Annotated in this window: 15 protein-coding genes; 11 read left to right on the forward strand and 4 right to left on the reverse strand. The window is 69.0% G+C overall.

Annotation, left to right across the window (positions count from 1 at the left end; all coding sequences use genetic code 11):
- Nucleotides 1-51: 51 nt before the first annotated feature.
- A complete protein-coding gene (locus LK10_RS17340) occupies nt 52-1467 on the reverse strand; it encodes an MFS transporter (RefSeq protein ID WP_052207515.1) in 1416 nt (471 codons plus the stop codon).
- A 262-nt stretch (nt 1468-1729) separates the two neighbouring features.
- On the opposite strand from LK10_RS17340, the gene LK10_RS17345 reads away from it, so the two are divergent.
- Genes LK10_RS17345 through LK10_RS17355 form a run of 3 tightly spaced genes read left to right on the forward strand, consistent with a single transcriptional unit; the run spans nt 1730 to nt 6877 of the window.
- Entirely contained in the window at nt 1730-3148 is a 1419-nt protein-coding gene (locus tag LK10_RS17345) for an MFS transporter (RefSeq protein ID WP_043126393.1), read from the forward strand.
- Between the two features lies 1 nt (nt 3149).
- The gene (locus LK10_RS17350) at nt 3150-5270 is read left to right on the forward strand and encodes a molybdopterin oxidoreductase family protein (protein WP_043126394.1); all 2121 of its coding nucleotides are present in this window, start codon (nt 3150-3152) and stop codon (nt 5268-5270) included.
- A gap of 5 nt (nt 5271-5275) precedes the next feature.
- Complete coding sequence (locus tag LK10_RS17355; RefSeq protein ID WP_052207516.1) at nt 5276-6877, forward strand: FAD-dependent oxidoreductase; 1602 nt, start codon at nt 5276-5278, stop codon at nt 6875-6877.
- Between the two features lie 189 nt (nt 6878-7066).
- Here LK10_RS17355 and LK10_RS17360 read toward each other — a convergent pair whose 3' ends face one another.
- Both LK10_RS17360 and LK10_RS17365 read right to left on the reverse strand, forming a co-directional pair.
- A complete protein-coding gene (locus tag LK10_RS17360) occupies nt 7067-7540 on the reverse strand; it encodes a hemerythrin domain-containing protein (protein WP_043126397.1) in 474 nt (157 codons plus the stop codon).
- 44 nt (nt 7541-7584) lie between these two features.
- Nucleotides 7585-8994, reverse strand: a complete 1410-nt coding sequence (locus LK10_RS17365; RefSeq protein WP_043126399.1) for an NAD(P)H-quinone dehydrogenase — start codon at nt 8992-8994, stop codon at nt 7585-7587.
- A 123-nt stretch (nt 8995-9117) separates the two neighbouring features.
- Between LK10_RS17365 and LK10_RS17370 the strand changes: the two genes are divergently transcribed.
- Nucleotides 9118-9921 (forward strand): purine-nucleoside phosphorylase, encoded by an 804-nt coding sequence (locus LK10_RS17370; protein WP_043126401.1) that lies wholly within the window; start codon nt 9118-9120, stop codon nt 9919-9921.
- A 9-nt stretch (nt 9922-9930) separates the two neighbouring features.
- Nucleotides 9931-11697 carry a phospho-sugar mutase gene (locus tag LK10_RS17375; RefSeq protein ID WP_043126403.1) on the forward strand — a complete coding sequence of 589 codons (1767 nt, stop codon included), beginning with the start codon at nt 9931-9933 and terminating at the stop codon, nt 11695-11697.
- Nucleotides 11698-11737: 40 nt separating this feature from the next.
- Here LK10_RS17375 and nirD read toward each other — a convergent pair whose 3' ends face one another.
- Nucleotides 11738-12133, reverse strand: coding sequence for a nitrite reductase small subunit NirD (gene nirD, locus LK10_RS17380; protein WP_043126405.1), 396 nt, complete (start codon nt 12131-12133; stop codon nt 11738-11740).
- A gap of 204 nt (nt 12134-12337) precedes the next feature.
- Between nirD and nirB the strand changes: the two genes are divergently transcribed.
- The 6 genes from nirB to LK10_RS17410 all read left to right on the forward strand — a co-directional run bounded on the left by nirB (nt 12338) and on the right by LK10_RS17410 (nt 19759).
- On the forward strand, nt 12338-15019 hold the full coding sequence (gene nirB, locus LK10_RS17385; protein WP_231567818.1) for a nitrite reductase large subunit NirB: 2682 nt from the start codon (nt 12338-12340) through the stop codon (nt 15017-15019).
- Nucleotide 15020: 1 nt separating this feature from the next.
- Entirely contained in the window at nt 15021-16088 is a 1068-nt protein-coding gene (cobA, locus tag LK10_RS17390) for a uroporphyrinogen-III C-methyltransferase (protein ID WP_043126408.1), read from the forward strand.
- 85 nt (nt 16089-16173) lie between these two features.
- Nucleotides 16174-17304, forward strand: coding sequence for a uroporphyrinogen-III synthase (locus tag LK10_RS17395; RefSeq protein WP_231567819.1), 1131 nt, complete (start codon nt 16174-16176; stop codon nt 17302-17304).
- A 243-nt stretch (nt 17305-17547) separates the two neighbouring features.
- Nucleotides 17548-18225 (forward strand): deoxyribose-phosphate aldolase, encoded by a 678-nt coding sequence (gene deoC, locus LK10_RS17400; RefSeq protein ID WP_043126511.1) that lies wholly within the window; start codon nt 17548-17550, stop codon nt 18223-18225.
- A gap of 33 nt (nt 18226-18258) precedes the next feature.
- On the forward strand, nt 18259-18492 hold the full coding sequence (locus LK10_RS17405; RefSeq protein WP_043126413.1) for a hypothetical protein: 234 nt from the start codon (nt 18259-18261) through the stop codon (nt 18490-18492).
- A 691-nt stretch (nt 18493-19183) separates the two neighbouring features.
- Nucleotides 19184-19759 (forward strand): hypothetical protein, encoded by a 576-nt coding sequence (locus LK10_RS17410; RefSeq protein ID WP_231567820.1) that lies wholly within the window; start codon nt 19184-19186, stop codon nt 19757-19759.
- The last annotated feature ends 88 nt before the right edge of the window (nt 19760-19847 follow it).

Raw genomic sequence — 19847 nt, forward strand, 5'->3', positions numbered from 1 at the left:
ACGAGGGCCACATCTCGGAGAACGAGGGGCCGGATCTCGGCGAAAACGCACTCAGGCCGAGATGTTGTCCTCGAAGTTGCGATCCTTCGTCTCTCGGGTGAGCAGCAGGGCTACGAGCGTGAGGACGGCAGCGACGGCGAGGTACACGCCCACGAGCACCGTGCTGCCCTTGCCTGCCTGCCACAGCGCGATCGCGACGAACGAGGCCGGCGCCGCGCCGATGACCGAGGACAGGTTGTACGCGATCGCCGAGCCCGTGTAGCGGACGTTGGCAGGGAAGAGCTCGGGCAGAATCGCGGCCATCGGCCCGAATGTGGCGCCCATGAGGGTGAAGCCGACGATGAGGCGGACCATGGCCGCAGCTGTGCCCGGCCCGAACATGAGGCCCCACAGAAGACCGAACGCGAGGATGCCGACGGTCACCCAGATGAGGAACTTCCGGCGTCCGTACTTTTCGGCGAGCGGCCCGGACACCACGGTGAACACGCCGAAGAACACGACTCCGATGATGAGCATCCAGAGGAACAGGCCGCGATCGATGCCGAGCCCCGGCACGAATGACGACGGGTTGAACTTCTGGCCCGCCTTCTCGGCCGCCGCGCGAGCCACCTCGAGCTTGTTCGTCGCGGTCCCGTACGTGAGGGTGAAGCTGGTCGTGAGGTAGAAGAGCACGTAGGTCGCGAGCATGATGAACGTTCCCGCGATCACGGCGCGCCAGTGGTGCTTGAACGTTGCCACGAGCGGGAGCTTGGCGACCTTGTCCTCGTCGATGACCTTCTGGAACGAGGTGCTCTCGACAAGCTTGAGGCGGACATACAGGCCAATCGCCACCATCACGATGCTGAACAGGAACGGGATGCGCCAGCCGAAGTCCTCGAACTGCTTCGTGGTGAGGAAGGTGTTCATGATCACGTACATGGTGTTCGCGATGATGAAGCCGATCGGCGCGCCGAGCTGGGGGAAGGTTCCCCACACGGCGCGCTTGTTGGCGGGTGCGTTCTCAGTCGCGAGCAGCGCGGCACCGGACCACTCACCACCGAGGGCGAGGCCCTGGAGGAAGCGGAGGACGACGAGGAGCAGCGGGGCGAGGACCATCCATCCGGGCGTCGTGGCAGGCGGGAGGATGCCGACGAAGAACGTCGCGAGGCCCATGGTGAGGAGCGAGGCGACAAGAGTGCCCTTGCGCCCGAGCTTGTCGCCGAAGTGGCCGAAGATGATCGAGCCGACGGGACGAGCCACGAACGCGACACCGAAGATCGCGAAGGAACTCAGGATCGCGTTGATGTCCGACGCGCTGGGGAAGAAGAGCTTGGGGAAGACAAGAACCGACGCAGTCGCGTAGGCGTAGAAGTCGAAGAACTCGATCGTCGTCCCGATGAGGCTCGAGAAGATCACGCGCCCCCGGGTGTTCGCGCCGCTCCCTGTGTTTTGCGGCTTCGCTGCTTCGGCGACCGCTCTTGTGGCCATGGTGCTCAGTGCCTTTCGCAAAATGCTGGACCCAAGCTGAGAAGTGGGTCCGAAATCTCAGTACGCCTGATCCTATGAATCGCGTCCGATTATCGGACACTTGGTCCGAATAATGAGATGGCGCTGCCCCGACACTCCGGCTCACCATGGCCTTGGTCGAGCTGAGAGGCCGATGTCACTGACCGTTTACGGCCCGCGACGCTTCCCGAAACGAGGCGTTCCTAGCGTGGAACCAGACCCCACGCCGATCCCAGGAGGGCCGATGAGCACCGAACCCCAAACAGCAGCAACCAAGCAGCAGGTAAGCCTCGACTTCCGCGCCGGCCGCTGGATCGAGCACTGGAACCCCGAAGATCCCGGCCAGTGGGAACGCGAAGGCCGCCCCATCGCCCGCCGAAACCTCTCTTGGTCGATCTTCGCGGAGTTCCTCGGCTTCGTCGTGTGGCAGCTCTGGTCGATCGTCGTAGTGCAGCTGCCCGCGGCCGGCTTCAGGTTCGACACGTCGCAGACGTTCTGGCTCATCTCGATGCCGAGCCTCATCGGTGCCACGCTGCGGATTCCGTACACGTTCACGGTGTCCCGCTTCGGCGGACGCAACTGGACTGTTGTCTCCGCGCTCCTGCTCCTGATCCCCACGCTCGGGCTCGCCGCCTGCGTCGCCAACCCGTCGACCCCGTTCTGGCTCATGCTCCTCGTCGCGGGCCTCTCGGGCTTCGGCGGCGGCAACTTCGCGAGCTCGATGGCCAATATCACCTTCTTCTATCCCGCCAAGGAGAAGGGCTGGGCCCTCGGCCTCAACGCCGCCGGCGGCAACCTTGGGGCCGCCGTCTCGCAGCTCGCCGTGCCCGTCGTGGTGAGCCTGACCGCCGTCGTCATGATCGGTGGGACAGGCGCCAACGGGACCAGCGGCGCCCTCGCGATGGCCGGACTCATGTGGGTCCCGCTCATCCTCATCGCCGCATTCGGGGCGTGGCGGAACATGAACAACCTCTCGAACGCCAAGGGCGACCTCGCCGGCTCCCTCGCGGCCCTCAAGGAACCGCACCTCTGGATCGTGGCGTTCCTCTACATCGGCACCTTCGGTTCGTTCATCGGATTCGGCGGCGTGTTCCCGAAGCTCATCCACGACATCTTCCCGGCATACTCGGCCTTTGCGCTCGGGCCCGCTGCGCTCTCGCTAGCATTCCTCGGCCCCCTCGTTGGTTCGCTCTCACGGCCCTACGGCGGCAGGCTTGCGGACCGTTTCGGGGGCGCTCGCATCACGGTCACTTCGTTCGCGGTCATGGCAGTCGCGACGCTCGCGCTGATCGCGACGCTTCCCCTCAAGAGCTTCTGGCTGTTCCTCGCCCTCTTCCTCGTGCTCTTCGCCGCGAGCGGCGTAGGCAACGGCTCGACCTACCGCATGATCCCGGTGATCTTCGCGCGGGCGAGCCGGGCCGCGCACTCCGGGGCTACGCCGTCGTACACCGCACGCCTCTCCTCGGCCGCCCTCGGCCTGATCTCGGCGATCGGAGCGTATGGCGGGTTCGTGATCCCGCAGCTGCTCGGCGCGTCGAGCAGCGCGACCGGCTCGTACGTGCCCGCGTTCTTCGGCTTCGTCGGAGCGTACGCCCTCATGCTGATCGTCTCGTGGGCCTGCTATCTGCGCCGCGGAAGCGCAGTGGCCCGGACGGGCGCCTGACGTGGCGGGGACCGCGACCCATTGCCCTTACTGCTCCCTCCAGTGCGGGATGGCCCTCGCCCCCAGCTCGGATGGCCCCGCACCCGTGAACGTGTCCGGCCGCGACTTCCCGACAAGCCGTGGCGGCTTGTGCCGCAAGGGCTGGACGGCCGCCGAGCTCCTGCGGCACCCCGAGCGGGTCACGGAGCCGCTGGTCCGGGACGAGCGTGGCGCGCTTCGAACCGCGACCTGGGACGAGGCGCTCGGACGCGTTGCTTCCGAAGTCCGGCGCATCCAGGCCGTCCACGGACCGGACGCCGTCGGCGTCTTCGGGGGCGGCGGTCTCACGAATGAGAAGGCGTACCTGCTCGGCAAGTTCGCACGGGTCGCACTCGCCACCTCGCGCATCGACTACAACGGCAGGTTCTGCATGTCCTCAGCTGCCGCCGCCGGGAACCGGGCGTTCGGCATCGACCGCGGCCTTCCGTTCCCGCTCACCGACCTCGATGCCGCCGACGCGGTCCTCCTCCTCGGTTCGAACGTCGCCGAGACGATGCCGCCGTTCGTCCAGCACCTCGAGCGGGCCCGCGCGGGCGGTGGGCTCATCGTCGTCGACCCTCGGCGTTCGGCGACCGCCCAGCTCACTGACGACGGCGCGGGAAGGCACCTCGCGCCGGCTCCGCACACTGACCTCATCCTGCTCCTGGGCCTCGCGCACGTCGTCGTGAATGACGGGCTGCTCGATTCGCACTACCTCGCGCAGCGGACTCGCGGGCTGGAGTCCGTGATCCTCTCGGTTGCGCCGTGGTGGCCCGAACGGGTGCAAGGGGCCACCGGCGTTCCGGCGGAGCTCATCCGCGCGGCAGCCCAGCGTCTCGCGAAGTCCGCCCGCACGGGCTCCTGCTACATCCTCACGGGACGCGGCGTCGAACAGCACGCCGACGGGACCGACACCGTGACGGCAGCGATCAACCTCGCCCTCCTGCTGGGCCTCCCCGGCTCGGCGCGTGGGGGCTACGGCACCCTCACCGGCCAGGGCAACGGGCAGGGCGGCCGGGAACACGGGCAGAAGGCCGATCAGCTCCCCGGCTACCGCAAGATCACGGACCCGGCAGCCCGCGCGCACGTCGCGGAGGTGTGGGGCGTGCCTGAGGCGAGTATCCCCGGTCCGGGGCTGCCCGCCGTCGAGCTTCTGCGCACCTTGGGAATGGACGACGGCGTGCGGGCACTCCTCGTGCACGGCGCCAACGTCGTGGTCTCCGCGCCGGACGCTTCGACGGTCCGCGAAGGCCTGCGCCGGCTCGACTTCCTCGCGGTGTGCGACTTCTTCCTCTCCGAGACGGCGCGCGAAGCGGACGTCGTGCTGCCCGTCCTCCAGTGGGCCGAGGAGGAAGGCACGATGACCAACCTCGAGGGGCGCGTGCTCCGCCGGCGCCGGGCCGTCGAGCCGCCGCCGGGGGCGCGGTCCGAGCTCTGGATCCTGAACCGTCTCGCCGAGCTGCTCGAAGCGCCCTCGTCCTTCCCCACGGACCCGCAAGCCGTCTTCGAAGAGCTGCGTGCGGCCTCGTCAGGCGGCCCAGCGGACTACTCGGGGATTTCGTATCAGATGCTCGACGCCGGCGAGGAGGCGTATTGGCCGTACCCGCAAGGCTCCCGCGGAACACCGCGGCTGTTCCGGGAGCGGTTCGCTCACGACGACGGGCGCGCGCGGCTTGTCGCGGTCCGGGCCTCCACGGGTGGCTGGGCGTCCGCGCGGCCCCGGCTCGACGAGTTCCAGCTCGCGACCGGGCGGCTGCTCGAGCATTACCAGTCCGGAGCCCAGACGCGGCGGGTCTCCACACTCAACGATGCCCAGCCAGAGCCCAGGCTGCAGATCCACCCCGCGGCCGCCGAACGGCTGCGTCTCGAGGACGGGGCATGGGCCCGGGTGACGCGCCCAGGCTCTGCCGTTCCCGAGGTCCTGTGCCGCACGGAGCTGAGCGTCGGGATAAGGCCGGACACCGTGTTCCTCCCGTTCCACTTCCCGGGCCTCGCTGCGGCGAACCAGGTCACGGAGGCACGCACCGACCCGATCTCCGGCATGCCGGAGTTCAAGACGACCCGGGTCCTCGTCCAGCCTGCAATGCGAGAGGACTCCCCTTGAGGCCGATGCCCGCGAACCCAACACCCGCGACCCCAACACCCGCGACCCCAGCGCACAGCGTTCCCGAACGCATCGTCGTCGTCGGCTTCGGGCCCGTCGCCGCACGCTTCGTCGATGAGCTGCAGCCCGCCGCCGCGGCCGGAGTCGCTGAGGTGACGGTCATCGGGGAGGAGGGGCAGCCCGCGTACAACCGGGTCCTTGTCGCAGACCTCGGCGTCGGCCGGACGACGCTCGCCTCGATGCAGCTCGCGGATCCCGACGAACTCGCGCTCGACGGGATCCGCGTTCTCCTCGGGACCCACGCCACGCGGATAGACAGGAGCCGGAGAATCGTGCATACGGCAGAGCGGGGTCCGCTCCCCTACGATCGGCTCATCCTCGCAACCGGCGCCCGTGCTGCGATCCCCAACCTCACGGGTCTCAACCCCGACCCTCTTCATCCAGTCCTCCCCCGCGGCGTGACGGCCCTGCGCGACCTCGCCGATGCCGAACGGCTCTCGGCGGCTGTGCGCGGACGCAAGCGAATCGTCGTCCTCGGCGGCGGAGTGCTGGGCCTCGAAGCGGCCCTCGCGGCGTCGGAAGAGGGAGCGACCGTGACGGTCGTCCACCATGGCGGGCGGCCCCTCGGGCGGCAGATCGACGCCGGCGGCGGGGCAACGCTCTCCGCCGTCCTACGCGGCGGCGGGCTGCGGCTCGCCCCGAATGCCCGCGCCACCGGCATCGAAGCAGACGACGACGGAAGCTTCCGCGCGCTCCTCCTCGAGGACGGCTCGGCGGTCGACGGCGATCTGCTCGTCCTAGCCTGCGGCGCGAGGGCCCGGCGTGAGCTTGCGGAGGGGGCTGGGCTCGCGACCGGCAACGGCATCCTCGTGGACCACCGGCTCGCGGCGCTCCACACCGAGCATGTGTTCGCGATCGGCGACTGCGCCGAAGTGCGGTGCCCTGACGCGGCGTGCGAAGAGTGTGCGCGTGCTGACGGCCCGAGCGGTCTGATCGCCCCCGGGTGGCGCCAGGCCGATTGGCTCGCCGCTTCCTTCCGCTCGCGGCTCCTCGGGGAGAGCACGCCGCTGCCCCTTACCGTGGAGCGGCCGGGCGTCATCCTCCTCAAGGCCCGCGCGGTCAACCTCGCGCTGGCCGGCAACGTGCAGCGGGAGCCGTGGGAGTCGGTCGCGTGGGACGCCGGCGACGGCGGGCGCGCCCCCATCGACGTCTCCCTCTGGGCGGACCCGGCACGCGGGCGCTATGTGAAGATGTGCACCCGCGAGGGCGTCCTCGAGGGGTTCGTCGCCCTCGGCATGCCGCGCGCTGCGGCCGAGCTCACGCTCCTGTTCGAAAGTGGGGCGGAGCTGCCCGCCGACCGCTCGGTGCTGCTCCGGCTCGACGGCCCAGAGAGCTCCCTCGGCGCGCCCGGCTCCTCTGCGGGGCCGGAGTCGACCCTGTGCCGTTGTGCTGGGGTGAGCAGGGGGACTGTGGAGGAAGCGATCCTCGGGGGGTGCGCGACCGTCGAGCAGGTCTCGAAGTCGACCCGCGCCGGGACAGGCTGCGGAGGCTGCCGCGACTCGGTACGCCGACTCGTGGAGCAGCACTTCGCGGGTGTGGGAGCCTAGTCCGCCCATCCAACCGTCACCTCCCGCGCGTGCGCGCCCATCCAAGCGTCACATCCCGCGCGTGCGCGCCCATCCAAGCGTCACCTCCCGCGCGTGCGCGCCCATCCAAGCGTCATGTCATGCGCCCTCTCGGCGCCAAAGGTGACCACCAAACGAGCCCGCACCCGCCAAAGGTGACCACCAAACGAGCTAGGCCGCCCCCACGACTTCCTCGAGGCCCTCGATAGCCTCCGAGAATCCGGATCCCGGAGCCTCGGCGAGCGCGGGGAACAGGAGCGCGTCCTCCTTGTCGGCGTGGAGAGCGAAGGCCCTCACGATTGCCTGCCCTACTGCCGCTGCCCGGACCCCATCCGAGACCCGCAGCTCCTCGACGAGGGCGGCAAGCGCCTCGTGGTCGTGCCGGAGGCCCTCAGCGAGAAGCTGCGCCTCGGCGACACCGGCGGCGGCCGGGTAGATCCTGCCCTCCTCGGCGACGCAGTGCGGCACGAGATCGTCGGCACACCACTCGATCAGGTTGCCCTTCTCGTCGTACGCCGTCCCGCTGTCTCCCGCCTCCACGGCGGCCGTGAGGGCCTGGGAGAGCGCGGAGGCTCGGTCGAGCATGTCAGCGTGGTGGCTCCGGACGGCGGCCAGCGCCTGTCCCGCGGAGAGGTGAGATGCCATGGCGCCATCATCACCCGGCTTCGCCGAGACCCTCAAGGCTTGAGTCACATGTGCACGTGCAGGCGGCGCGCGGCCTCCGAGATCGAGCCCGAGAGCGAGGGGTACACGGCGTAGGTCCCGGCAATGTCATCGACGTGGAGCTTCTGCTCGACGGCGAGGGCGAGGCCGAAGATGAGCTCGGAGGCGTTGGAGCCCATGACGACGGCGCCGATCACCGTCCCGGTCCCCTTGCGGGCGATGATCTTCACGAACCCGTCGGTCGTGTTGCGCATCTTGGCGCGCGCATTGCTCTTGAGTCGCAGCGTGACGACGTCGCCGGGGACCTTCCCGCTCGCGACGTCGGCCTCCGAAACGCCCACCGAGGCGATTTCGGGGGATGTGAAGATGTTCGAGGCAACGTAGTTGAGGTTGAGCGGCGTCGTCTGATCGCCGAGGAAATGCGCAACGGCAATGCGGCCCTGCATCGCCGCGACCGACGCGAGCGCAAGGACGCCCGTGCAGTCACCCGCGGCGTAGACGTTGATCGCCGTCGTGCGGGAGACGCCGTCGACCTTGATGTGCCCGCTCTCCGACAGGGCGATGCCCGCCTCCTCCAGCCCAATGCCCGCCGTGTTCGGGATCGAGCCGACGCACACGAGGCAATGCGACCCCGTCACCTTGGTGCCATCCCCGAGGACGACGGCGACACCGTCGCCCGTGCGCTCGACGGCGGCAGCGCGGGAGCGCGAGAGGACGTTGACGCCGCGCCGCGCGAAGACCTTCTCGAGGAGCTCAGCAGCGTCCTCGTCTGATCCGGGGAGAACGCGGTCGCGCGAGGACACGAGCGTGACCTTGGCGCCGAGACCGTTGTACGCCGAGGCGAACTCGGCTCCAGTGACGCCCGAGCCGACGACGATGAGGTGCTCGGGGATCTCCTCAAGCGTGTAGATCTGAGTCCAGTTGAGGATCCGCTCGCCGTCGTAGCGCGCCGTCGGGAGCTCGCGCGGGTGGGCTCCGACGGCGAGGATCACCGCGTCCGCCTCGATGCGCTCGGTGCCGTCCTCCGTTGCGACCTCGATCGTGTGCTGCTCCACCAGGCGTCCCTCGCCCATGACAAGACGGACGCCGAGCTGCTCGAGGCCGGCCCGGATGTCCTCGGACTGCTGGCGGGCAAGGCCGAGCAGGCGCGCGTTCACCGCGCGGATGTCGGCCCGCTTGATCGCCTCCCCCTCGTGCTCGCCGAAGCGGACGCCGAGCGCGGTGGCCTCCTCGACGCGCGTCATGAGGTCAGAGGTCGCGATGAGGGTCTTGGACGGCACCACGTCCGTCAGCACGGCCGAGCCGCCGAGCCCGGCGCGCTCGACGACGGTCACGCGGGCTCCGAGGGAGGCCGCAACGGAGGCAGCTTCGTAGCCGCCGGGACCGCCTCCCAGGATCGCGATGTGAGGCACGCTGAAGTCGGGGTTCGTCGTCACGGATATCCATTCTGCCTGCCTGTCCACGGCTCCACCACCATCCACAGCACACATGCACGTGATGTGGCGCACGGCTGAGCGTGCGGCGTGCCTCGCCCGCCTCGGCGTTGGTAGGTTCTACCTGTGACCACTTCCGAGCCCTTCGAGCTGGCCCAAGCCGCCGCGGGCTACATCGCCGAGGCCACCGGCGTGGACTCGCACGACATCGCGCTCGTTCTCGGCTCAGGCTGGAGCGGCGCGGCGGACCTCATCGGCGAGGTCACGGCGACCCTGCCGTCCAGCGAGGTCCCGGGCTTCTCCGCCCCTGCAGTGGTGGGACACGTCGGAACCATCCGCTCGATCCTCCTGCCGAACGGGAAGCGTGCCCTCGTCCTGGGCGCGCGGACGCATTATTACGAGGGCAAGGGCGTCCGCTCCGTGGTCCACGGAGTGCGCACGGCGGCAGCGGCGGGCTGCGCCGTCGTCGTCCTCACGAACGGCTGTGGTGGCCTCAACCCCGCGTGGCGCCCCGGGACCCCCGTCCTCATCCGCGACCACATCAATCTCACGGCAGCATCCCCCCTCGAGGGGGCCACCTTCGTGGACCTCACGGACCTGTACTCGCCCCGCCTCCGCGAACTCGCGCGCGAAATCGACCCCGCCCTCGACGAAGGCGTGTACGCGCAGTTCCCCGGCCCGCATTACGAGACTCCGGCCGAAGTGCAGTACGCGCACCGGATCGGGGCCGACCTCATCGGCATGTCGACCGCACTCGAGGCCATCGCCGCCCGTCACGCCGGCATGGAGATCTTCGGCATCTCGCTCGTGACGAACCTCGCCGCCGGGATCAGCCCCACCCCGCTGAGCCACAAGGAAGTGCTCGACGCCGGCGAGGCCGCCGGCCCACGCATCTCACGGCTGCTCGCCGACGTCATCGCGAAGATCTGAAGGGTTCCCATGACCACCTCCCCCGCACAACTCGAAGAGCTGCGCGCCCGCGCCGAAGCGTGGGCGGCTTCCGACCCTGATCCAGAGACGGCAGCCCAGCTCCGCGCCATCCTCGAGCAGGCCGCCGAGGGACAGGCCGCCGCGTCCCAAGAACTCGCCGACGCTTTCGGCGGCACCCTCGAGTTCGGCACCGCGGGGCTGCGCGCCGCGATGGGTCCGGGACCGAACCGAATGAACCGGGTCGTCGTCCGGCGCGCCGCAGCCGGCTTCGCGCAGTTCCTCCTCGAGCGCGTGAGCGGGGACCCGTCCGGGGACCGGCCACGCGCCGTCGTCGGCTTCGACGCGCGGAAGAACTCCCACGCCTTCGCCCTCGAGACCGCGGCGATCTTCACCGCCGCCGGGATCCAGACGTTCCTCCTGCCCGCAGCCCTGCCGACTCCGGTGCTCGCCTATGCCCTTCGGGCTTTGGAATGCGACGGCGGCATCATGGTGACGGCCAGCCACAATCCCGCCCAGGACAACGGCTACAAGGTGTACCTCGGCGGCCGCGCGGTCGACGACGCCGGGCAGGGCGCGCAGATCGTGGCGCCGCTCGACGCCGAGATCGCCGAGCACATCGACGCTGTCGGCGCGTTGGAGGACATTGCGCTTGCCGAGTCGGGCTGGACCGTCCTCACCCCCAATATCGCCGCCGAGTACCGCGCGAGCGTCGCCCGGCTCGCCCGGCCGGATCTCTTCCCCGCGCGCGGGATCAAGATCGTCTTGACGCCGCTTCACGGGGTAGGTGGAACGACTGCCCTCGGACTCCTCCGGGAAGCCGGCTTCCCGGACGTGACCGTGGTCGAGGAGCAGGCGCTTCCCGACCCGGGCTTCCCCACCGTCGCGTTCCCGAATCCTGAGGAGCCGGGCGCCCTCGACCTCGCCTTCGAGACGGCGCAGCGGCTGGAAGCGGACATCGTGATCGCGAACGACCCGGATGCGGACCGGTGTGCTGTAGGGGTTCCCGATCCCGTGACACAGGAGTGGCGCATGCTGCGCGGCGACGAAGTGGGCGCCCTGCTCGGGGCGCACCTCGTGCGCCGCCTCGGCCTCGGGGACGGCGCGCGCCAGCCTGCGGACGACGCCGAGGCCGCGCGCTATGTCTTCGCCAACTCCATCGTCTCCTCGCGTCTCCTCGGGCGCATCGCTCAGGCAGCCGGGATCGAGCACCGCGAGACTCTCACCGGATTCAAGTGGATCTCCCGCGTCCCGGGCCTGACCTACGGCTACGAGGAGGCGCTCGGCTACTGTGTCGCGCCAGAGCTAGTGAAGGACAAGGACGGCATCTCGGCAGCCCTGCTCATCGCGGAGGTCGCCGCGGACGCGAAGGCTCACGGGGAGACCCTCTTCGATAGGCTCGCGGCGCTGCAGGTGCTCCACGGGGTGCACCTGACCGACCAGCTGAGCGTGCGCGTCGCCGATCTGGGGCTGCTGAACGCGATGATGGTCCGGCTCCGCGAGAATCCGCCTGCCGCCTTCGCGGATTCCCAGGTCGAGACCACGATCGACCTCTCCGAGGGCTCGGTCGGCCTGCCGCCGGCCGAGGGGCTGATCTGGATGACGCGGGACGAGACGCGCGTGATCATACGGCCCAGCGGTACCGAGCCCAAGCTCAAGTGCTACATCGAGGTAATCCGGCCGGTCGAGAGCTCCGCCGAGCTCTCCGAGGCCCAAGCCGCCGCCCGCCAGGCCATGGACGCGGCGCTCGAGGACGTGCGCGAGGCGCTGGGGCTCTAGAGCCCTCGGGCTCTAGAGCGGCTCGAATCAGAGCCGGGGCTCACGCCGCGATCTGCACTATCCCGTCCACGACGCGTACGGGGAACGCGGCGAGCGGGGTCCCCTCGTCATCGAGCCGCTCACCCGTGCGGAGGTCGTAGACCTGCTTGTGCAGCGGGGAGGCAATCGTCGGGCGGTCACCCCGGGAACCGACGATGCCGCGGGCCATGACGTGAGCTTCCGTCGCGGGATCCTTCTGATCGACGGCGTAGACATCGCCCGAGTCGAGGCGGAAGACGGCGACCTGCCGGCCTGCGACAAGCGCTGCCTCGCCCCAGTTGGGCTCGAGGTCATTCAGATTGCACACGCTGTGCCAGACCGGCAGAACGTATCCGCCGAGCGCTTCGAGGCTGTCTGCTTCGTCCGAGAGGGCCAGTGCGGGAGCTGTGATCGTCATGCCTCAACGCTAGGGAGGCGCGCGTTTCGCTCGGGTTGAACCTGCGTCACGCGAAAGTAAAACCGGCCTCACGAATACCGAAACCTGCCCGTGACAGTGAAGTTAATCCGCCGTTACACGAGGGCAACTGATGCGAAATCGCCGCTTCCTACGCTGGAGGAAACCTCGCCGGACTGCCCGGCGCCCTTCAACGGAAGGCACCACATGAGCATGCCCAGGCCCATTGAACCCACCCCCTCGAGCCTTCCGCGGCGAATCGTCGTCGTCGGCGGAGGTCCCGCGGCCCACCGCTTCGTGGACGCCATGGCCGCCCGCGGCCTCGAGGGATTCGAGGTCACGGTGCTGACCGAGGAAGCCCATCTCCCCTACGACCGCGTGGCCCTGTCAAAGGCGCTCCTCGACGACGTCGACCTCACTCTCGGCGAGGCGACGATGTGGGAAACGAGCGGCGTCGTGCTCCGCACCGGGGCGAAGGCGGTCCGCCTCGATACGGAGACCCGCGTCGTCTACACGGAGGACGCCGCCGGAAAACTCAGTGAGCACCCCTACCACGAGCTTGTCCTCGCGACTGGTTCCAACGCCGCCCGCCTCCCGATCCCCGGCGCCGAGAAGAGCTACGTGTACCGCACGCTCGACGACGTGTGGTTCCTGCGGCGAGAGATCGGGCGGCTTGCCGAAGAACTCGGCCGGCGGCCCATCGTCGCAGTCATCGGCGGCGGCCTCCTCGGGCTCGAGGCAGCGGCGGGCGCCCAGGAGCTGGGCGCCAAGGCCGTCGTCGTCAACGGCGCGCCGTGGCTCATGAACACGCAGCTCGACGAGGGCGCCGGCCAGGCACTGGGGCGGCTCATCGAGGCGAAGGGCTTCGACGTGCACGGCGGGGTGTTCCCGTCCGAGGTGGTCGTCGCGCGGGCAGAAGGAGCCGACGACGGCCGGGTCACCGGGGTACTCATGGCGGACGGCCGCGTCATCGACGCGGACCTCGTCATCGTTGCCATCGGAGTCCGGCCGCGCGACGAGCTGGTCCGGGCCTCCGTGGAAGAGGCGGGTGCGGCCGGAAAGACGACGTTCGTGATCGGCCCACGCGGCGGCGTCGTGATCGACGAGGCGTGCGCAACCGGAGTCGACGGCGTGTGGGCGATCGGAGAGGTCGCGTCCTTCGGCGGGATGTGCCTCGGGCTCGTCGCGCCGGCCAACACCATGGCAGAGATCGTGGCCGACCGCCTCCACGACGGGGACGCCACATTCCCGGGCTTCGACACTGCCACAAAGCTCAAGCTCTCCGGGGTGGACGTCGCGAGCTTCGGCGACGCGTTCGCGAAGGAGCCGGGCGCACTCGAGATCGTCTACGCCGACCCGGCCCGGGGCGTCTACCAGAAGGTCGTGACGACCGACGACGCGAGGACCCTTCTCGGGGGCATCTTCGTCGGCGATGCGACGCCCTACCAGAGCCTGCGGCCGCTCCTCGGCCGTGAACTCCCCGCCGAGCCGGGGGCGTTCCTCACTGCCGCCGGAGGGGGCGAAGTCCCAGAGACCGAGCTCCCCGACGAGGCCATCCTGTGCTCGTGCAACAACGTCGCTGCAGGGGCACTTCGCGACGCCGTGAACGGGTGCGGAACGTGCGAAGGCAGAGAGCCCGTCCGCGACGTCGCCGGGCTCAAGTCCTGCACGCGAGCGGGAACGCAGTGCGGCTCATGCGTGCCGATGATCAAGAAGCTCCTCGAGAAGGAGCTGCAGAAGTCGGGTGTCACCGTCTCGAAGGCGCTCTGCGAGCACTTCGAGCTCTCCCGGCAGGAGCTCTTCGACGCGATCCGCGTCCTCCAGCTCACCTCGTTCGAGGACATCCTCGCCCGCTACGGAAAGGGTGCGGGCTGCGACATCTGCAAGCCGACCATCGCCTCGATCCTGGCTTCCCAGCATTCGGCCTACGTGCTCGACGAGGGCCGCGGCGCCCTCCAGGACACCAACGACCGGGCCCTCGCGAACATGCAGAAGGACGGCACATACTCGGTCGTTCCCCGCGTTCCGGGCGGCGAGATCACGCCCGAGAAGCTCGCCGTGATTGCCGCCGTCGCCCAGAAGTACGGCCTCTACACGAAGATCACGGGCGGCCAGCGCATCGACCTGTTCGGTGCCCGGCTCGAGCAGCTCCCCGAGATCTGGGAGGAACTCATCGAGGCGGGCATGGAGTCCGGCCAGGCGTACGGCAAGAGCCTCCGGACGGTGAAGAGCTGCGTCGGGTCGACGTGGTGCCGGTACGGCCAGCAGGACTCTGTGGGGATGGCGATCCAGCTCGAGCTGCGGTACCGCGGACTGCGGAGCCCCCACAAGCTCAAGCTCGGCGTCTCCGGCTGTGCGCGGGAGTGCGCTGAGGCGCGGGGCAAGGACGTCGGGGTCATCGCGACGGCAGACGGCTGGAACCTCTACGTGGGCGGCAACGGCGGCGCGACGCCAGCGCACGCGCAGCTCCTGGCCAAGGACCTCGACGACGAAACGCTCATCAGGTACATCGACCGCTACTTCATGTACTACATCCGCACCGCGGACCGCCTCCAGCGCACCGCCCGCTGGCAGGAGGAGCTCGACGGAGGCCTCGAGCACGTCCGCCAGGTGGTGGTCGAGGACTCGCTCGGCATCGCCGCGGACCTTGAGGAGGCCATGGCCAAGCACGTCGAGTCCTACGAGGACGAGTGGGCCGCGACACTCAAGGATCCCGACCGGCTGCGGCGCTTCCGCTCGTTCGTGAACGCGCCCGACGCGGTCGACGGGTCGATCGTCCACGTCCCCGAGCGCGAGCAGATCCGGCCCGCCACCCCTGCCGAGCGGGTCGCCCTCGGAGCGACGATTCCTGTCCGCACCGTCTCCTCCACGCAGTCTGAGGACGTCTAGCATGCAACTCGAAATCGCCCTCGATGGGACCGCCGTCGTCCTCCTCGGCGGCCGCGACACGGCCCGCCAAGCCGTCCTGCGCTACCGTCGGGCCGGCGCGGACCTTGCTCACTTCGAATCGCCTGCCGCATTCCGCGCCGCAGGTGAGCTGCCCGCGCGTCCGGGGCTCATCGCCGTCGTGCGCTCTTCTGAGGCGGAGAACGACGGCGAATGGGCACCCGTGCTCGAGCACTACCGGAGTGCGCGCGTGCCGATCGTGCAGGAGCCTCCCGCTGGGCGACGCGGGCACGTCACGCTCGTGGGCGGCGGACCCGGCTCCCGGGGCCTCCTCACCGTTGACGCCGTCGAATCGCTGCGGGACGCCGACGTCGTCCTGTTCGACCGGCTCGCGCCGTGGCGCGAGCTTGAGCGACTCACGACGGCGGAGCTCGTCGACGTGGGAAAGCTCCCGGGGCACCACAAGGTGCCGCAGGAGGAGATCAACCGCCTCCTGGTTGACTACGCTCAGACCGGCGGAGGTGGGCGCGGCCTCAACGTCGTCCGGCTCAAGGGCGGCGACCCCTTCGTGTTCGGCCGTGGCGCCGAGGAGATGGCAGCATGCGCGTCGGCGGGAGTGCCCGTGCGCATGATCTCAGGCATCTCAAGCTCGATCGCGGTTCCCGCCGCGGCGGGCATCCCAGTGACGCACCGGGACAAGAGCCACTGCTTCACAGTTGTCTCCGGCCACGCGCCGCTCAGTTCTCAGGAACACGACCACCTCGCGGGCCTCGGCGCCGCCGGCGGCACCCTCGTGGTCCTCATGGGCATCGCCAACCTCCCACACCTCGCCGCTGGCCTCCGCCGGGCCGGCCTCCCCCTCTCGACCCCGCTCGCCGTCGTCGAACGCGGGCACCAACCCGGGCAGCGGACTACTGTGACGAGCCTCGCCCGTGCCGAGGCCGATACCTCCGGCTGCGGCAATCCGGCGGTGATCGTGATCGGCGACGTCGTCCGCCTAGCGAGCGCACTCGGAGAGGACGTCGGTGGCCGGGGCCTGCGGGAACTCGCTGACGCGCTCGCAGATGGGTGATGGGGCTGGGAGCATGGGAGGGGACAGCGAACTGCCGATGAAGGGAGCAGCACGGGCGATGCACGCCGCAGCGGGGGATGAGAGCATGACACGCGAAGCCGAGCTCGAGACCCTGCTCAAGGGCTTCCGAGTCGGGGTCACGGCCCACCGGCGCGCGGAAGACCTCATCGAGGCGCTCGAGCGCCGGGGCGCCGAAGTGCTGCACGCGCCGGTCCTCACGATCGCGCCCGTGGACCAGGACCTCGGCGTCATCGAGGATACGAGGCGCACCATCGCCGTTCGCCCTGACATCTGCATCGTCACCACGGCTTACGGCATGCGGCGGTGGCTGGACGTCGCCGACGCTGCGGGGCTCGGCGACGACCTCCAGAAGACCCTCAGCGCGGCCTCGCTCTACGTCCGGGGGCCCAAGGCGCGCGGCGCGGTCCGCGCAGCGGGACTCGCCGACGTCGGCATCTCGCACGATGAGACGACTGCCACGCTCGTCGATCTCGTCCTTCGCGACGGGGGCGGCCGGCTCGACGGCAAGCGGGCCGTGATCCAGCTCCACGGCTACACCGACGGAGCTCAGCTCGAGCGCCTCCGGGGAGCTGGGGCCGAACTCATCACCGTCACCCCGTATCGGTGGGTGCGGCCCGAGGGCGAGGACCGGCTCGAGAGGCTCATCGAAGCGGTCTGCGCGGGCGAACTCGACGTCGTGACGTTCACGAGCGCACCGGCCGTCGACGCACTGTTCAGCACTGCGCACGAGCTCGGACTCCACGCCCAGCTCCTCGCGTCGTTCCGCCAGCGCGTGGCGACCGCCGCCGTCGGCCCCGTCACAGCCGCCCCCCTCGAAGCCGCCGGGCTTCGGCCCTGGGTGCCGGACCGCTTCCGCATGGGCGCGCTCATCAAGCTGGTGACTGACAACCTCGCGCGCCGCCAGGTCCGGCGACTCGAGACACCTTCGGGGCCCATTGAACTCCGCGGACGCACACTCACGTTCTCCGGAGACGAGCTGTGCCTCCCCCCTGCGGCGATGCTGCTGTTCCGCGCACTCTTCGACGCTGGCGGCGCCGTCGTGTCCCGCGACGCGCTCGCCCGACTCCTTTCGCAGAGCGGCTCGAGCCACGCCCTCGACATGGCGGTCAACCGGCTCCGCAACGCCCTCCCCTCGGCGGACCTCGTCCAGACGGTCGTCAAGCGTGGGTATCGGCTGCGGGTCGAGCGGCAGTAGGTGGGGCGCCGGTAGGTGGGTGCTAGCGCCGGTAGGTGGGTGTTAGTAGGTGGGGTCTCAGTAGGTGGGGTCTCGCGTCCGGGCCCGTGCCTTGTGCAAGTATGGGATGACCCGATTCGAAAGGACGCCGCTGTGTCTTCCGAGCCCGTGTCTTCCGGAACTGCGTCTTCTGGGCCCGCGTCTTCTGGGCCCGCGTCGTCTGGGCCCGCGTCTTCTGGGCCCGCGTTTTCCGGGCTTGACGCCCTGAGCCCCGCCGACGTCGCGGGATTCATCGACCACACCCTGCTCAAGCCGACGGCAAGCGAAGCGGACATCCTGCGGCTTTGCAGCGAAGCGGTGGAGTACGGCTTCAAGTCCGTGTGCGTGAATCCCATTTGGGTCAAGACGGCCACGAAGGCACTCCGGGGCAGCCGCGTGCTCACGTGCTCGGTAGCGGCGTTCCCGTTCGGCGCAACCCCCACCGACGTCAAGGTCTACGAAGCGCGGGGCGCGACGCTCGACGGCGCGGACGAAGTGGACGTCGTCGTCGACCTCGCCGCGGCCCAAGCCGGCGACCGCGGCGCACTCATTGATGATCTGCGTGCCGTCGCCGAGGCCGTCCACGGCAGCTCTGCGATCCTCAAGGTGATCATCGAGACCGCGCTGCTGTCCGACGAGCAGAAGGTGCTCGCGTGCGAAGCCGCAGTCGAGGCGGGGGCGGACTTCGTCAAGACCTCGACCGGCTTCAACGGCGGCGGGGCGACGATCGAGGATGTCGCCCTCATGCGGCGTACGGTAGGGCCGCACATCGGCGTCAAGGCGTCGGGTGGCGTGCGGACCCTCGAGGATGCCCGGGCTATGATTGCAGCGGGTGCCAACCGGATCGGCGCGAGCTCCGGTGTGGCCATTGTGACCGGCAGCGCAGGCGCCGGATCATACTGAGCGCCGGACCGTACTAGGAGTTGAGGAGAGAGCATGGCTGAGAACGCCAAGAACCGGCCGATCGAGAACGAGAACCCGCTCATCGGCAACATCATCATCTTCGTCGTGATGGCCGCGATCTTCGTAGCTGGCATTGTGGCCGTTTCGTGGCTGGACTTCACGAACGTGTGGCCGATGGCGGCCCTCATCCTCTGCTTCGTGGGCGCGTTCTTCATCCCGATGACGTTCCTCGGCCGCTCGGACTCGGGCAGCGAGCACCGCAAGTAACGCTCCCCCACCCCCCACCCACCCACCCCATCCCACCCCTTCCTTTCCGTTTCGGGTACAGATAATTCCCATCTACGGAGTTTCGGGTACGGATAAACCCCTCCACCGAAATCTCGGGTACATATAATCGCTTGACGGAGTTTCGGGTCAGAAAGCCCGGTCGGCAATGGTCGGCCGGGCTTTCTCGTTCCTCGACGTTACTATTCCTCCACAGGATGATTGTTCCTCCACAGTAGGTTCGCGTACCCGAGATAGCGGGCCTGTGGACAACCGATGCCCATTGCATCGGGAGTTATGTGTCAATGGGGCCATGGCACCTAACGAACCCCTGCCCGAGCACCTCCTACAAGCGTCATTCACCGTCGAGGAGGCCGTTCGGCTCGGCGTTAGCCAAAGGCGACTGCGAGAGTCGGACCTCATCCGACCGAGTCGCGGTATTCGGGTACCGGAGCTTGCCCGCCAAAGCTTGCTCGAGCGCGCGCGGCCATACACCGCGCTTCACGACACCACCACCCTGAGCCATCTGAGCGCCGCGATGGTGCATGGCATTCCCCTCCCGGCTTGGGCACAAGACCCGTCGCTCCTCGATCTTTCCCGAACCGCATTGGCTATACCGGAGAGCAAGGAGCGTCTGGGGCAGCCCCGTAGGCCGGAAGTTCGCGGTCACCGACTCCGGCTCAAGGACGATGAGGTGACACTCATTTCCGGTACGCGGGTCGCGACCCCCGCACGCACTTGGCTCGACCTCTGTGGGATGCCGCAGCTCACCATGGATGACGTTATCGCCGCCGGCGAATACTTGGTCTCAGAGCACGAACGGACCTTTCACCCGAGAACCGCAGTGGTCAAGCTCCCGGATCTTCGCTCGTTTGTCGAGAGCCGCCACCGTGTGGTGGGTCTCGGCCGCGCGCGCATTGCGCTGGACCTCCTCGCAGTGGGGGTCGACTCGCCGCGGGAATCCCATCTTCGCCAAATTCTGGAGCGCGCCGGTCTCCCTCGCTTCATCCCCAATTGTCCGGTCGTTGATCCTTGGGGAGGGACAGTATGGATCGACCTGGGGAACGTCGAATACCGCACTGGCCTCGAATACGAAGGGGAGCATCACACGACTCCCGAACAAATGGCAATGGACGCATGGCGGGATAGGCGAACCAGAGCATCGGGCTGGAATCAGGTCAAGATCACCAAGCACGATATGGCCAGGGGTGAGCCCTACATCGTGAAGCTCGTCGTCACTGCGCTCCGAGACCACGGGTATCGAGGATGATTTCCCGTACCCGAAACGGCCAGCAGCGCAAGTTCGCGTACCCGAAACGACCAGCAGCGCAAGTTCGCGTACCCGAAACGACCAGGAG

The sequence above is a fragment of the Sinomonas humi genome, from assembly GCF_000802235.1.
Classification (GTDB): Bacteria; Actinomycetota; Actinomycetes; order Actinomycetales; family Micrococcaceae; genus Sinomonas; species Sinomonas humi.